At 50.3% G+C, this 14281-nt stretch carries 9 protein-coding genes and 1 riboswitch; all 9 genes read right to left on the bottom strand.

All coding sequences use genetic code 11. The features are described from left to right. Window positions 1–15: 15 nt before the first annotated feature. The gene (locus tag PaeBR_RS04515) at window positions 16–2691 is read right to left on the bottom strand and encodes a discoidin domain-containing protein (RefSeq protein WP_410513699.1); all 2676 of its coding nucleotides are present in this window, start codon (window positions 2689–2691) and stop codon (window positions 16–18) included. Window positions 2692–2739: 48 nt separating this feature from the next. Beyond that, the gene (locus PaeBR_RS04510) at window positions 2740–4212 is read right to left on the bottom strand and encodes a glycosyl hydrolase (protein WP_410513698.1); all 1473 of its coding nucleotides are present in this window, start codon (window positions 4210–4212) and stop codon (window positions 2740–2742) included. Window positions 4213–4450: 238 nt separating this feature from the next. Beyond that, entirely contained in the window at window positions 4451–6601 is a 2151-nt protein-coding gene (locus PaeBR_RS04505; RefSeq protein ID WP_410513697.1) for a PA14 domain-containing protein, read from the bottom strand. 13 nt (window positions 6602–6614) lie between these two features. Beyond that, window positions 6615–6695: riboswitch (cyclic di-GMP riboswitch) on the bottom strand. Window positions 6696–6832: 137 nt separating this feature from the next. Further along, window positions 6833–8206: a sugar phosphate nucleotidyltransferase gene (locus PaeBR_RS04500; protein ID WP_410513696.1), complete on the bottom strand. Its 1374-nt coding sequence runs from the start codon at window positions 8204–8206 to the stop codon at window positions 6833–6835. A gap of 342 nt (window positions 8207–8548) precedes the next feature. Then, window positions 8549–9889 carry a UDP-glucose dehydrogenase family protein gene (locus PaeBR_RS04495; protein WP_410513695.1) on the bottom strand — a complete coding sequence of 447 codons (1341 nt, stop codon included), beginning with the start codon at window positions 9887–9889 and terminating at the stop codon, window positions 8549–8551. Window positions 9890–9893: 4 nt separating this feature from the next. Then, window positions 9894–10994, bottom strand: a complete 1101-nt coding sequence (locus tag PaeBR_RS04490) for a glycosyltransferase (protein WP_410513694.1) — start codon at window positions 10992–10994, stop codon at window positions 9894–9896. Between the two features lie 82 nt (window positions 10995–11076). Continuing rightward, on the bottom strand, window positions 11077–12216 hold the full coding sequence (locus PaeBR_RS04485; RefSeq protein WP_410513693.1) for a glycosyltransferase family 4 protein: 1140 nt from the start codon (window positions 12214–12216) through the stop codon (window positions 11077–11079). Beyond that, on the bottom strand, window positions 12210–13403 hold the full coding sequence (locus PaeBR_RS04480) for a glycosyltransferase family 4 protein (RefSeq protein ID WP_410513692.1): 1194 nt from the start codon (window positions 13401–13403) through the stop codon (window positions 12210–12212). Before PaeBR_RS04480 ends, PaeBR_RS04485 begins: the two co-directional genes overlap by 7 nt. Then, window positions 13390–14244, bottom strand: a complete 855-nt coding sequence (locus tag PaeBR_RS04475; RefSeq protein ID WP_410513691.1) for a glycosyltransferase family 2 protein — start codon at window positions 14242–14244, stop codon at window positions 13390–13392. The genes PaeBR_RS04480 and PaeBR_RS04475 overlap by 14 nt, the downstream gene beginning before the upstream one ends. Window positions 14245–14281: the final 37 nt, after the last annotated feature.

Here is a 14281-nt window from a genome sequence, read left to right as displayed (position 1 = left end):
CTGAATAAAAATCAATTATTCCCTGGAGTAAATGTGGAGCTCCTGAATGGACCAATAGTTGCCTCCGGAGCTGGTCTGTACAATCTTCACATATCGGGTTTGTAATGGCGGAAATTGTATCGAGGTTATCTCTTTCCGGCCTCTGCCGGAAGCAATAAGCCTCCAGTTATCCGAGTCATCCGATACGTAAAGCTCATATCCTCTGGGATAGTCAAACGCGGATAGCGTACTGTCCAGATTAATTAATTCTATGGTGTGGGGACTTCCCAGATCAACCTGGTAAGCCTCACCTGAAGCCTGGTGCTTACCTGTATCCCAACGGGTACGCCGGTCACCGTCAATGGCACTCTTGGGGTCCGAGGCCTTCGTGTTCACATTGGAGGATACTTTCCAAGCCGTCCGATCCAGTGGAACCAGTCCGGTGGCGGTAATCTTTAATGTTTTTGACATAACGGGAGAGCCTGTGACTCTTACTGCATACGTATACAAGGTACCTTCATGCAAATTCCGGTCGGTGTACTCCGTTTCCTGCACTTTGGAGGCGATCACATTCATTTCTCCCCCTGAACCGTTATCCCGGAGCACTTCATAGCTTGCTCCAGGGGCTTCCAGCCAGGTTAAACGGACACCCGGCCCTTTTACGGCCGAGGCCTGCAGCCCTTGAGGCGCAGCAGCCTTCACTTCCTGGGAGGGCTGCAAAATATACTGTACAGCCTCTCCCGGTGCCAAAGTCTCCGTAAATGCCATTCCCGGACCGGCGTTCTTGCCGGTTACATAGCTGCGCGCTTCTTTATACGTATCCCCGTTTCCAAAACGTTCGCCTTCATATATCGTTTTCTTCGGCATGGTGATGTTAACGGACACGGTTTGAACGGTATTTTCAAAGTTGACGAAATTGACCAGTACTTTGTTCGAGGTTGCTCCGGTACCTGCCAGCGGCGCAAGTTTTGACGTATCGACCGCCCGGACATATACCAGCTTATCGGCAAGGGCATCCTTGTTCGAAATCTGGTAAGTGAGCGGTGCACCGTGCGTAGCATAAGCCAGACTTAATCTCCTCATGATACTTACGCGTGAATCCTCCGATGCAGAGGTATAAAAAATCTCCGTGGTGGCCGGATCATGCTCTTCCAGATTAAAGCCGTATTTAAACAAGCTGAATTCCTTGAAAAAAGCGGCATGCTGCACAAACATATCGGCATATCCGATATGCGCGCGCATGATCCGGTCGAATACAGCTGCCTTTCGCTCCGTTGCACCATACTGCGGGGCATCGGTATGACTGTCGGAGGTGCCGAATTCGGTGGTCAGCATTTTTTTCTTCAGGCCTTCCGCTGCGCCTCCGAACGTCTTCAGGTTCTCCGTAAAGCTTCCCCCATTGGAGAAAATATACGATTCCCCATAGGAATGTCCATTGGTTAAATCCGTGACCTTCTCCAGCTCCAGCCGCTGCTCAGGATCACGCTCCCAACCATCGGGGTCACCGCACTGACGAACCGCCCCCTTCTGGTTACCGCAGGTACGCTCATTAAAGCCCGGCCAGTAGGCCCAACCCGGGGCAACGGTTTGCAAATGCGGCGCAATGGTTTTACCCTCCTTATTTAGCCAGTCTGCAATCGCCAGATTGACCGCCTTGGACCGGTTAAACAGGCCCGGCTCATTATCTACTTCGTAAAACTGGAAGTACGGGCTGTAGCTGCGGAAGTAGTCGGTCAGCTTTTTTGCCGCATCATCCGGCAGTGACCCGTCACTTTTCAGTTTGATATTGCCGGTATAGAGATACAGGGCGACAGCCTGCATATTATAATCCTTCAGCGCTTTGTAGTAGTCCCCCATATTGGAGCAGGACCTTCCTACATCGCTGGGACAGCTGGTCCGCATGATATTGCCGCTATAGGCAATGCCAAGCCATTTCAGAATATAAGGCAGATGCGTAACTGCACCTTCATCAAAATAAAACTGTTTGTTGTTCACCATTGTTCCCGTTAAGGTATAACTGCCATGGATAGGCTCAGTAGCAGGGGCATTCAGCGATTCGAGACTGAGATTATCCCAGGTCCACCATATATATTTGTCCTCCGCGGAAGAGCAGTACAGACATCTGGCCGTTTGCAGCTTAAGCTCGTTCGTTCCGGTTTTCAGCTGTTCCTTGGGGATGTATAGTTCATACGTCTTCTGAAAGGTATAGTCATTATTCGTGCCCGATACACCGGCGATTTGAATCATACCAGATAGTTGTTTATTCGAAAATACACTCATCTGCGGAACGGATTTGTAGGCGTCCAGGATACTTACGCGAAATAAGACCCCGTTAGCCGGGATCTTGTCTAATGAGTACGAAATGCGCAGCTCGGGATTGGAAGTACCGTTCAGGCCTGTGGGAAGGCTCCCCGCAGCAGTGGTTTTATTAGCGGTAGAACTGATGTCAATTGCCTCTTTAGCACGGGATGAATCCGCCGCTACAAACTCACGTGCTGATCCGTCATGCTTGCCGAGCTTCCACAGGACTGTTCCCGCCGGCATGATCGATGCCGTAACATCGGCTGAGGACAGCTTGGTCATATCAACCTCCATGACACCATCCTCTGCTCCTTCCGACCCGAAGAGTGAGGTGCACAGCAGAAACAAGATCGTCATTGCTGTCAATTTTAATATTAAAAGTATGGTTCTACTGGTTTTCGAATCTTTCATTTCCTAGCCCTCCCAATCTTCCGGAATGTCTGGCATTAAATCGCCCTTTCATTGGGGAAAGAACAGAGCGCTTTGAGGAATGACTGTCTCCTTCTGATTCGGGCTCTCCCACCTCAAACGAATGCTTGCATCGCCATGGTTCTCAAAATACTCAACTTTTATATCATAGAGAGTTCCTGCGGTAAGAGTAATGCTTCCTTCACGGGTCACACCGCTTTGTTTCTTCCAGCTGTCAATAAGAAGCTTGCCGCCTACCCATACCCGAACACCGTCATCGGAAGAAGCGGAAAACGTATATTTCTCACTGTATTGCGGCTTGATTTTACCCTTCCAGCGTACCGAGAATGAGTCCTTGCCAATAACCGAAACCGGTGACCCTCCGCGCCAGTTAAAATCAATCTTGTTGTCATTACGGCTCAGAGCTGGCTTTCCTGTCAGGTTTGCATTATTAAAATATTCACCTTTCAGGCTGTTGCGGGAAAAAACATTCGTATTCACCTCGATTTCCAGGGCGCGAACCCTATCCTCTCTGGTCATCGTATAATTGTCATCCATAAAGCTTTTGATTTTTTGGGTGCTGTTGTTTTCAGTCAGCATTTTCCCCCAGGTCATCATATATACCCATTTCTTCTGCTTATTCGCCATTAGCTCCGGGTCCGGAAGCTCCCCGCTCTCACCGATGCCTATCGGCTTTCCATCCGCCAGCTCCAATAAGCTGTCATAATAAATTTGATTGTAATCGTTATTGTAAATATCAGCAGCCAGTATATCTACCTTGTCTGTCCCCGGATAATACGGTAAATAAGGGTCGGACCATTCATTGGGCGCATTCGGATTCCACGCCCACAGCAGATTATCCAGCTGGTGTGTATTCACAAAACGGTCGTACATGATATTCCAGAGCGCCTTGAAATTACTCTTTTTTCCCCACCAGAACCATCCGCCGTTCATTTCATGATAGGGCCTCCAAATGACCGGAACCCCTGCATCACGCAGCTGTCCCAGATAGGACGCTGCCTCATCCAGATCAGCGATCAGACTTTTGTATTGCGGTGTCCCAGGAGTCACATATGCATTGAATTTACCCTGATCCAGACTCATGGAAACATGGGACCAGTCCGGTGACGAACCCGGCAGACTTTGGTGAAAGGTCATCGCTACAATTCCGCCATTTTTATACCAGTCTATTGCGCTGTCCACGACGGCTTGACGCTGCCGGGCTATCGTTTTCTTAGACTGATTGTTGATCGCGCCTAATTCATAGCCGTGCAATACGGCATATTGACCGGTGGAATTCTTAAGCTCGTTATTAAATTCATCGGGCTCCTCCAGATAATCATGCTGTCCGGATATCATACCCTTGCCGCTAAGCTCAACTAAATTCTCCAGCAGCTCCCGGGCCTCTTTGGAAGCAGAAGGATTAACAGGAGACAGGTTTGTTTGAATTGCAGGTATACTGCGGGCCTCCGTCCAAGGAACAAGGGACAAAATCATAATGAAAGGCAGCATAGTACTATACAATCGGAACTTGCGGTAAGTGTTCAAAGTAATCTTCCTTTCGGTAGCCAGGCTGCCGTCACGGACCTGTGGGGGGCGACCTTTCCGCTCAGGATAAGCAACCGATCCGCCAAATGGTGACTATAGCCAAGTAGCCCTGCAAAAGAGCAGGGCCGGCCTAGGATCGACTGAAAAGAACATCTTTACTTCTTAGCAAAAGTACCCGGTGCGTCGATGATTATAAAGGCTTTAGTATCCTCACTCAGACAGCATCGGGTAGAAAAAGCGCACTTGAAGGCACAGTCCCCTTCAGTTGACTCGGACTTCCCCACATCAGTCGTACTCTGGCGTCTCCCTGATTCTCGTAATACTCTACTCGGATATCATAGAGCTGTCCTGCATTAAGGGTGATGCTACCCTGGCGCTCGGTTCCACTTTGCTTCACCCAGCTGTCAATAACTGACTTGCCGTCGATCCAGACACGGATGCCATCATCTGAATTCGTGTAAATCTGGTAGGTTTCACTGTAAAGAGGCTTGATCTTGCCGCTCCAGCGAACGGAGAAGAAATCAATACCGATTGCAGTATCAGGCGACAACAGACGCCAGTTAAAGTCAAGAGCGGCATCGTTGCGTACAAGTGCCGGTGTACCTGAGAGCTGCATGTTTTTAAAATATTCCCCTCGCAGGCCATTGGCCGATACCGGTGACGGTGTTGCTATAGACTGTTGATTGACAGTTACCGCTGCTGTTGCAGTGGGTGCAGGCGTTGGCGTTGGTGTTGGTGTTGGTGTCGGTGTCGGTGTTGCTGTTGCTGTTGCTGTTGGTATTGTTATTTCAGTGAAGGCGGATGCCCCAATAAATAATGCGCTGGAAGGAACGGTTGCTTTGACCTGAGTCGGACTCTGCCACATCAGGCTAACCCTGGCATCGCCTTCGTTCTCATAATATTCCACTTTGATATCGTACAACTGGCCGGCCTTCAAATCGATGCTTCCGGTACGCTCGGTTCCGCTCTGCTTGGTCCAACTGTCAATCACGGACTTCCCGTCAATCCATACACGTATGCCATCATCGGATGATGTATAAATCTGATAGGTCTCGCTATACAGAGGCTTGATCTTACCGCTCCAGCGTACGGAGAAGTAGTTAATCCCCAGGGAGCTGTCCGGCGCAGCCTGCCGCCAATTAAAGTTTACAGCGGTATCGTCCCGGATTAGAGCAGGTGTGCCTGTAAGGGTCATATTCCGAAAGTACTCTCCCTGCAGACCATTCTGGACCGGAAGCCGCAATCCATCAACAGACTGGGCCGTTAATAGAGGCGTTGCTGTCGGAGTCACTGTCGGTACCGGCGAGGCTGACGGTATTAACCCCGTAACATATTCATCCCGGGTAATCGTATAGCTGTTGTTCATGAAGTTCTTGATCGTATCTGTAGTATTTTTCTCATAGAGCATCTTTCCCCAGTTCATCATAAAAGCCCACTTCGGCTGTGTCTTGAGAATTGTCTCTGTGTCCGGCATTTGCCCGTTCTCACCGATCGCAATCGGCTTACCGGCGGCCAAACTGAGCAAGCTGTCATAATGGCTTTGCTTAAAGTCGTTTTCGTATATATCAGCTGCAAGGATGTCTACTTTGTCCGCACCCGGATAAGTCAGGGCATAAGGATCGGCCCAGGCATTCGGCGCATTCGGACTCCATACCCATAACAGATTGTTTAATTGATGAACGTTAACAAAACGGTCGTACATAATATTCCAGAGTGCTGAAAAGTTACTTTTCTTGCCCCACCAGAACCAGCCGCCATTCATTTCATGATAAGGTCTCCACAGTACAGGTACTCCCGCATCGCGCAAGCTTTTCAGGGATACTGCCACCTTATCGAGTTCCGTTATCAGACTATTATACTGCGCTGTTCCTGGTGTTACGTATTTGTCAAAATCAGCCTGACTTAAGCTTTTGGAGACATTGGCCCAGTCATACGTTGTTCCGGGCTGGTTCGCATGGAATGTCATTGCTACCATGCCGCCATTTTTATACCAGCTGATTGCGCTGTTGACTACATTTTGCCGCTGCGAGGCAGCAGTACTCTCCGACTGGCCGCTGATTGCACCCAGCTCATAGCCATGAAGGGCAGCATATTTGCCGCTGGTTGCCAGCAGCTTGTTGCTGAATTCATCCGGACTTTCCAGATAGTCATGCTGACCGGTTATAATCCCTTTTCCGGAAATGTCGGACAGGTATTTAAGCAGCTGGACAGCTCCAGGCGAAGCATTCGGATTCACCGGGATGCCTGAGCTTCCCGCAGCTTCCGAAATCGCGGGCTTGATGCCCACACCTAACGGTATGGCAGTCAGAAGCAGGACAAAAGACAACAACGTGCAAATCAGTCGATACGTACGGTAAGCTTTCAAAATTTATCTTCCTCTCGGTAGCCAGGCTGCCACTCTTGCGAAAGGCCCTATAGCTTTGCGCCCCTACCTTTCGATAGGTTTGCCTTTGTCATATTAGAAGGATTTATCCCTCTTACCGTAGATATCGACTCTATTTAGTTTTTATTTAGTGTATTTATGAAAATATTTTAATAATTAGTTCTTAATACCTGTTTCATGGCTGTAACAATCGGTTTAAATAGATAGTTTGTGCTAGGAAATAAACTGCTGCAGTTCGATATCATTCCAGTCCAGCGTAATGCGGATGTTATCCTCCTCAACCAGCTCTGAGCCGGTCTGAACCTCAATAAACTCCACATCTGTAAGCGCCAGAATGGCATGCTTCGTGCCTTCCGGGATACGTACTACGTCGCCCGCTTTTACCTTGTGCATTTTCTCATTTAGAACGATGCTCGCCTCTCCGCTAACAATCGTCCAGATCTCACTGCGCTTATGGTGCAGCTGGTAGCTGATATTTTTGCCTTCGGCTATAAAAATCCGCTTGGTCAGCACTTCATTGCCTTCATCATATTTCACATAATCAATTACGCGGTAATGCCCCCAGCGGCGCTCCTCGTACATCGGTCTTTGCTCAAAAGACTTCAACACTTCCTTGATCCGTGGACTTTCCGCCTTGTGGGTAACCAGAATTCCGTCAGGGCTCGCAGCAATAATCAAATCCTTCGCACCGATAACTGTAATCGGAATATCCAATTCGTTGACCAGGCAGGTACCTTCCGAATCCGCTGTGATAAACCCTTTTCCAACATGATTGCTGGTCATTTCCTCAGTCAGTGTATTCCATGTCCCAAGATCCTTCCAGAATCCGCTGTACGGCTGGACAACAATGTTATCCTCTTTCTCCACCACTTCATAATCAAAGCTGATGGATGCGAGCAGTTTATACTGCTTCTGCATTTCTTCATAGCCCAGAGGCAGCCCTTTACGCTGTAAAATATCCAGCAGATACCCTAAGCGGAAGGCGAACACGCCACAGTTCCACAAGGCATTCCGGATTATGAGTTCTTCGGCCTGCTTGCGTTCCGGTTTTTCCTGGAAATGACTCACTCTCATAAAACCATTCTCTCCAGCCGCCTCATCTGTCGGAATAATGTAACCGTATTTCTCCGACGCGTGCTCCGGGATCACACCCATAAGGGCCAGGTTCGCCCCGCTGTCTTCCATGGTACTCTCCAACTTAGCAACACTTTCAAAGAAGGAAGATTCTACGTAAGGGTCAACCGGCAAAATCGCTACGATCTCAGAGGGTGAAACTCCTGCCACCGAGTATAAGTAGGTTGCCGTAAGCGCAATCGCCGGAAAGGTGTCCCGGCGTTCCGGTTCCACGATAATCGGTACCCCGCTGCCCAGTTGGCTTTGGATCATTTCCACCTGACCGCGTCCTGTTGCCAGATAAGAGGAACGCTCAAGACCTGTCTCTTTCAGCTGTCTCCATACCCGCTGTACCATGGACTCCGGTTCACCCAACGGGCTTTCCAGCACCCTGAGAAATTGCTTCGAACGTGAATCGTTGGACAAAGGCCACAACCGTTTTCCTGAGCCGCCTGACAAAAGTACTAGTTTCATGGGTGAACCCTCCTTAATGTATGAAAGCTGAAAAAATGGCTTGTTATAAAAGATGGATGTTATGTGAGAGGGGGACTGCGATGAATTTTGGACTTCCGATCGCTGTTATTCTCAGATTTCCTGATTTTGAACCGCCTACGCGGTTGAAATCTGAGAATAAAGGCGAACGCTAACGCTTCTACAGTTCCAAAATTCCTCTTCGTCCCCTGCCATAACAGGGTTTTATAAAGATCCATTCCCCGCTTTAGGGAATCGGCACTTTGTGCCAAGCTTCCCGGCGGCAACTAGCCGCGGAAAGCAACAACACCATAAAGAGATTAAGAGATTAAACCAACACCAAACCTATACCGCGCCGGCCACACTTTGGGAATAACCGCTGAGTCCGCCCATTTGCGGGCGGCCGACGGAGTGGTATTCGAGGCCTGTGCCCTCTATTTGTTCTTTGGAGTAAACGTTGCGGCCGTCAATCAGAATCTGCTTGCGCATGTTCTGGGCCAGCTTGTGTAAATCAATATCCCGGAACAGGCTCCAGTCCGTCAGCAGGCACACCGCATCACTGCCACTCGCGGCTTCTTCCGGTAAGGTGCACCAGCGGAGCTGCGGATGATCGTATTGCTTCCTGAAGTTTGCGGCGGCAATCGGATCATAGAGCTTCACGATAGCTCCCTCTGCCACAAGAGCCTCCACGATTTCCCGTGCCGGCGCTTCGCGGACATCGTCCGTATTCGGTTTGAAGGCGAGTCCCCAAATGCCGATTACGGCACCGCGCAGACTTCCCAGGGATTCATGCAGCTTGGAGATGATCATGAACCGCTGCCCTTTATTGACCTCGACGACGGATTCCAGCAGCTTGAATTCATAATCGACGTTGCCGGCGATTTGAATCAGTGCATTGGTATCCTTAGGGAAGCAGGAGCCGCCGTATCCGATACCAGCCTGCAGGAATGAGGAACCAATTCTGCGGTCCATCCCCATACCCTGAGCTACCTCGGTTACATCGGCTCCCACTTTTTCGCAAATGTTGGCAATCTCGTTAATGAAGGAGATTTTGGTTGCCAGAAAGGCATTCGAAGCATATTTGATCATTTCCGCGCTGCGGATATCGGTCACGAACACATTCTCGGTAAACCCTTGATGAAGCTTACGCATAACCGGCTCAAGCTCCGGGTTATCCAGTCCGATCACGATCCGGTCCGGATGGAGCGTATCGCTGATGGCTGAGCCTTCCCGCAGGAATTCCGGTGCGGAGACAATGTCAAAAGGATGAACCGTATGTTCCGCGATCATTTTGCGAATCTTCTCGTTCGTGCCGACAGGGACGGTAGATTTGGTCATTATAATTTTGTAGCCTTCCATCGCGCTTCCAATTTCCGCCGCCGCACCCTCGATATACCGCAGATCCGCTTCCCCGTTTGGCAAAGAAGGGGTACCTACAGCAAGAATGATGATTTCGGATTTGCGTACCGAAGCTTTAAGATCCGAGGAGAAGGACAACCGCCCTTCACGAAGATTGGCCTCAATCAACGCCTCGATGCCCGGCTCATAGATGGGGGATTCCATCCGGTTCAGCTTATTGATTTTCTCCTCATCCTTATCCACGCAAATGACATGATTTCCATTAAGGGTAAAGCATACGCCAGATACAAGACCGACATAGCCGGTGCCGATGACTGCCAGCTTCATACCATCATCCTCCTTTTAGAAAATTTACGTAGGCCTGTTCGACGTACTGTTTGAATTGGACCATGAACGACTGCTCATCAAATTTCTTGGCATGACCGATGATTTGTCCGATGTCCCAGGAATAGGACTCCACTTCGTTGATTGCTTCCAGTAAATCGTCAACCTCCTGATGCTGAAAGAACACCCCGTTGACATAGGGTATGATTGTATCCAGTGCGCCACCGGCCTGATAAGCGATTACCGGTCTTCCTGCCGCATTCGCCTCCAGCGGAGTAATGCCGAAATCCTCTTCTCCGGGAAAAATCAGCGCCCGGCACTCTGCCATTAATCCTGTAACCTGTTCGTCCTCCAGCCTGCCCAGGAAAGATACATTCCCTTTGGCCATCCCCTCCAGACGCTTACGGTCCGGACCATCACCGACAATGTACAGCTTAAGACCGTTTCGATTGAAGGCTTCCACCGCCAGATCAATTCTTTTATAAGAGACCAGCCGTGAAACAATCAGATAATAGTCGCCAATGGAGGTAGAGCTGGTAAAGCGTGCTGTGTTGATCGGCGGGAAAATAACATCGGCATCCCGGTGATAATAGTTCTGAATCCTCGTCTTCACTACAGAGGAGTTGGCGACGAACTGATTCACATTTTTGGAGGTCCGCTGATCCCAATTTTTGAGCTGCTGCATGTATACCTTCAGCAATCTTTTGAACAAACCGGAATTGGACTGGCGTTCCATATAGGTGTCATAATCCCACGCAAACCGCATCGGAGTATGGCAGTAGCATAGATGAAACGTATGACTCGGCACCTGTATGCTTTTCATAAAAGCACTGCTGGAGCTCAGGACGATGTCATAACCGCTAAAGTCCAAATCACGGATGGCCATGGGGTATAGCGGCAGCATTCCTTTGAAATTGGTCTTCACTCCCGGAATTTTCTGCAGCCAGGAGGCCCGGATATCCGCGTCTTTGAGATTGTCAGTCAGGCCGCTTCCGTTAAAAACCGTCGTGAAAATCGGAGCATCCGGATACATATGGTGGAATACTTCCACGACTCGTTCGGCCCCGCCCATTTGGATTAAGTAATCGTGCGCTATCGCAATTTTCATGTGAATCATCCTCAAAGTTTTATGGAGCAGCAGCATCGTATTAAACATGCTTCGGCAGCATGTGCCTTTGTCCGGAAATCCGTCAGGTGCTTGCCAGCAAGCCTTTGTAGTAATCGACTATATCCCTGACGGTGTTCTCGATAACAAAATGCTCCTTCACCCGCTTCATGCCATTGTCCGCCATTGTTCGTCTTTCCTCAGGGTGTTCCAGCATCCAGGTGATAGAGTCCGCCAGAATGGCTGGATCTCCAGGCTGTATCAGCAGTCCTGTCTCACCCGGGATGACGATTTCCACCGGCCCGCCTTCATTCGAAGCGATCACCGGGAGTCCTGCCGCCATCCCCTCTACGATTACCTGGCCGAAGGGCTCAGGTGTAATTGAAGTGTGTATTAATAAGTCGGCTGTATTCATCAAGCCTTGTATGTCTTCAACGTGTCCAAGGAGGCTCACATGGGTTAATCCGTCCTTTTCAATCTTCTGAATCAATTCTTTCTTGTACTCTTCTTCTCCAAAGAGTGCGTCACCGGCCAGCCAGAACTTCACACGCCCGTCATCTCTGAATTTCTTCGCCGCTTCAAGCACAATATGCTGACCCTTCCAATGCGCCAGCCGCCCGACAAGCAGTACGTTGAAGTCCCGCTGATCCCTCTTTCCAATGCCTCCGCCTATCGCTTTGGCAAAAGCCGAGTAGACAACCAGCGTTTTCTTGGAGCGCGGGAGCTCCAGTGCATTTAGCGTGGAATGGGAATTGGCGATAACCCCGTTCGGGAGCAGACGTGACAGCAGCCGGATAGCTTTTGCAACAATCGGCTTCAAGTACGGAGCGCCTATGTGATCCCGGATATGCCAGATCAGCGGCACACCGGCTTTCTTGGCGGCAATTGCGCCGTAGAAAGCTGATTTCAAGGAGTTGGTATGCACGCAGTCCACGTTCTCCTGCTTAAGGAGCGGAGCAAGCCTCCGGCCGTAAGCCAGCAGCTTGAAGGCCGCTCCCGGAGCGCCAATATTAACAGCGTTGCGGCCGCGGGAACGGACACTTTCATCCAGCGGAATAATACGGACGTCTATGCCCTTTTCCCGGAGCCGGTCGGCCAGTACTCCTTCTTCGGCCAAAATAACCAGCGGATCAATCTGCTCTCCAATGTTGGTCAGGATGTTGAACAAGGCTACCTCACCACCGCTCCACTTCGCGGTATGATCAATATAAGCGACTCTTAGCATCCTGCAGCCACATCCTTTCCAAGCGTTTCACGAAATACGGCTTCCACTCCGTCGGCTACATGCTGCCACGTATATTTCTCAAGCACATGACCCCTGCATTCATCGCGGCTCGGAAGGAGCTTCCGGTTGCTGAGCATATGAATCATGCCTTCCGCCATATCTTCGCTGGCTGAACTCTTGAACAGCAGCTCGGGCCGGAAGCCCTGCAATATTTCTTTGTTGCCTCCGACAGGTGTTGCCATCACCGGCAATCCTGTAGCCAGGGCTTCTACAGTAATAAGGCCAAAGCCTTCGAGCGCTTGTGACGGAACCACGAACAGGTCGGCTGCCTGGTAATACGCCGTCAATTCATGATCCGGAATGTAGCCGAGCAGCCTTACCTTATTGCCGAGACCGTAATCGGCAATTTTCTCCTCCAGCTCTCCGCGCAAGGGGCCTTTGCCGCCGATCAGCAGAATCGCATTTGGGAAACGCTCGGATACCGACTTCCAGGCCTCAAGCAGCTGCAGCAGCCCCATCCGGTTCACCAGCCTCCGGACCGTTAGAACGGTTGTTGCCCCTTCGGGAAGATTCAAGGTTCTCCGGATAGCCAAACGGTTGGTTGCCGGAACGAACCTTTCTACATTGGCTGCGCCAGGGATCACTATGATTTTGTGGAGCGGAACACCGTGCAGCGTATGAAGCATGTTGCGGAACGTTTCGCTGAGTACGATGAACTTATCCGCCAGCTTGTAGGCTTTATGTTCAATGGATTTGGCTATTGTTGTCTTGACCCGGTGCTTGATGCCCTGGCCTTCGATCTTCATCTCTTCATTCCAGGGACCGTGAAACGTCATGACTACGGGTATTCCGCGTTTTTTCGCTTCTATTGCAGGTCCGATTCCATAGGGAGCAAAGTGGGAATACAGAATGTCGATCCGTCCGCTTCCATTCCCCATCAAATCTGCCGCCTTGCGCTGAAAAGCATCCTTGCGTTTCCAGATGGCATCCTTCGGATCACCGGCGTTATGAATAATCAGCTCTTCCGGTGTCAGCGGCTTCTCCTGGCTGCAAATCAGCGCATGCACCCGGTTGCGGGAGGAGAGCTGCTCGCATACGGATTTGAAATACGTATTTAAGCCGCCTGGCTGCAACGAAGGCCAACTAAGGCCGGTGGTCATAATATTCAATCCGTCACTGTACGGCATAGCTTCTCTCTCCTTTTTTCTCCTTCTCAGCCTGACCCTCGGCGTTATGCCGCGCCAGCCTGTTCGCGCTTGTTAATTCGTAATGCTTGAAGCCGACCATGAATTCATACATGACCCAAAACACGGATACGGCGAAACCGGATATTCCCTTCTTGAACAATCCGTGCAGAAAATACTTTTGCAGGAACCGCGCGGGCGGACGAAGCAGCAAATGACTGATCCGGAACGGTTTACCGCCGGCAAAAGCGGTCTGCGCTTCAAGATCGGTATATTTGTTGAAACGGGCCACATGATCGCTTACGCTGCGGAAGCCTTGATGCCAAAGTATGCCTTCCAGCTGGACCGTCCGCTCTTCCGAGACATCGGGCATCTCGTGCACAAGACTGTTGCGGATACCGTACTGCCTGCGGTTATACAGTCGCACCAGATATTCTCCGCGGTCCAGCCATCTGCCCAGAAAATCACCGATTCGGTACAGGGAGTAAGCAACGGTTACGTCGGTTAGCCCACGCTTATGTTCAAGAATGTTTGCTGCCAGCTCATCGCTGACCACTTCATCGGTATCGATGAGGAATACCCAATCATGGACGGCGCGTTCCACTCCGAATTCCCTTTGTTTCGCGTATCCGGGCCATGGATTGACGTACACCCGGCAATTCAGACTTTCAGCCAATTGCACTGTGCCGTCTTTGCTCCCTCCGTCGATAACCACAATCTCATCGGCGAAAAGTCTGCAGGACTGAATCGCATTCGATATTCGAACTTCGTCATCCTGTGCGATGATGATAGCAGAAATGGGATAATTGCCCGGGCCGCCAAGCACGTTTGTTACTGAATCCATGAATGTTTCCTCCTTTTGTCTAAAAGTCCGGTGACCC

This window comes from Paenibacillus sp. BR2-3 (genome assembly GCF_046529485.1).
Classification (GTDB): domain Bacteria; phylum Bacillota; class Bacilli; order Paenibacillales; family Paenibacillaceae; genus Paenibacillus_AQ.
Note: the sequence above shows the minus strand (reverse complement) of the source record. Positions and strands in the feature narration are given on the sequence as shown.

Bases quoted from the DNA above. Each gene is read 5' to 3' on its own strand.
- PaeBR_RS04480 (WP_410513692.1), bottom strand. From the start codon at position 13,403: ATGCCGTACAGTGACGGATTGAATATTATGACCACCGGCCTTAGTTGG.
- PaeBR_RS04475 (WP_410513691.1), bottom strand. From the start codon at position 14,244: ATGGATTCAGTAACAAACGTGCTTGGCGGCCCGGGCAATTATCCCATT.
- PaeBR_RS04500 (WP_410513696.1), bottom strand. From the start codon at position 8,206: ATGAAACTAGTACTTTTGTCAGGCGGCTCAGGAAAACGGTTGTGGCCT.
- PaeBR_RS04490 (WP_410513694.1), bottom strand. From the start codon at position 10,994: ATGAAAATTGCGATAGCGCACGATTACTTAATCCAAATGGGCGGGGCC.
- PaeBR_RS04515 (WP_410513699.1), bottom strand. From the start codon at position 2,691: ATGAAAGATTCGAAAACCAGTAGAACCATACTTTTAATATTAAAATTG.
- PaeBR_RS04495 (WP_410513695.1), bottom strand. From the start codon at position 9,889: ATGAAGCTGGCAGTCATCGGCACCGGCTATGTCGGTCTTGTATCTGGC.
- PaeBR_RS04485 (WP_410513693.1), bottom strand. From the start codon at position 12,216: ATGCTAAGAGTCGCTTATATTGATCATACCGCGAAGTGGAGCGGTGGT.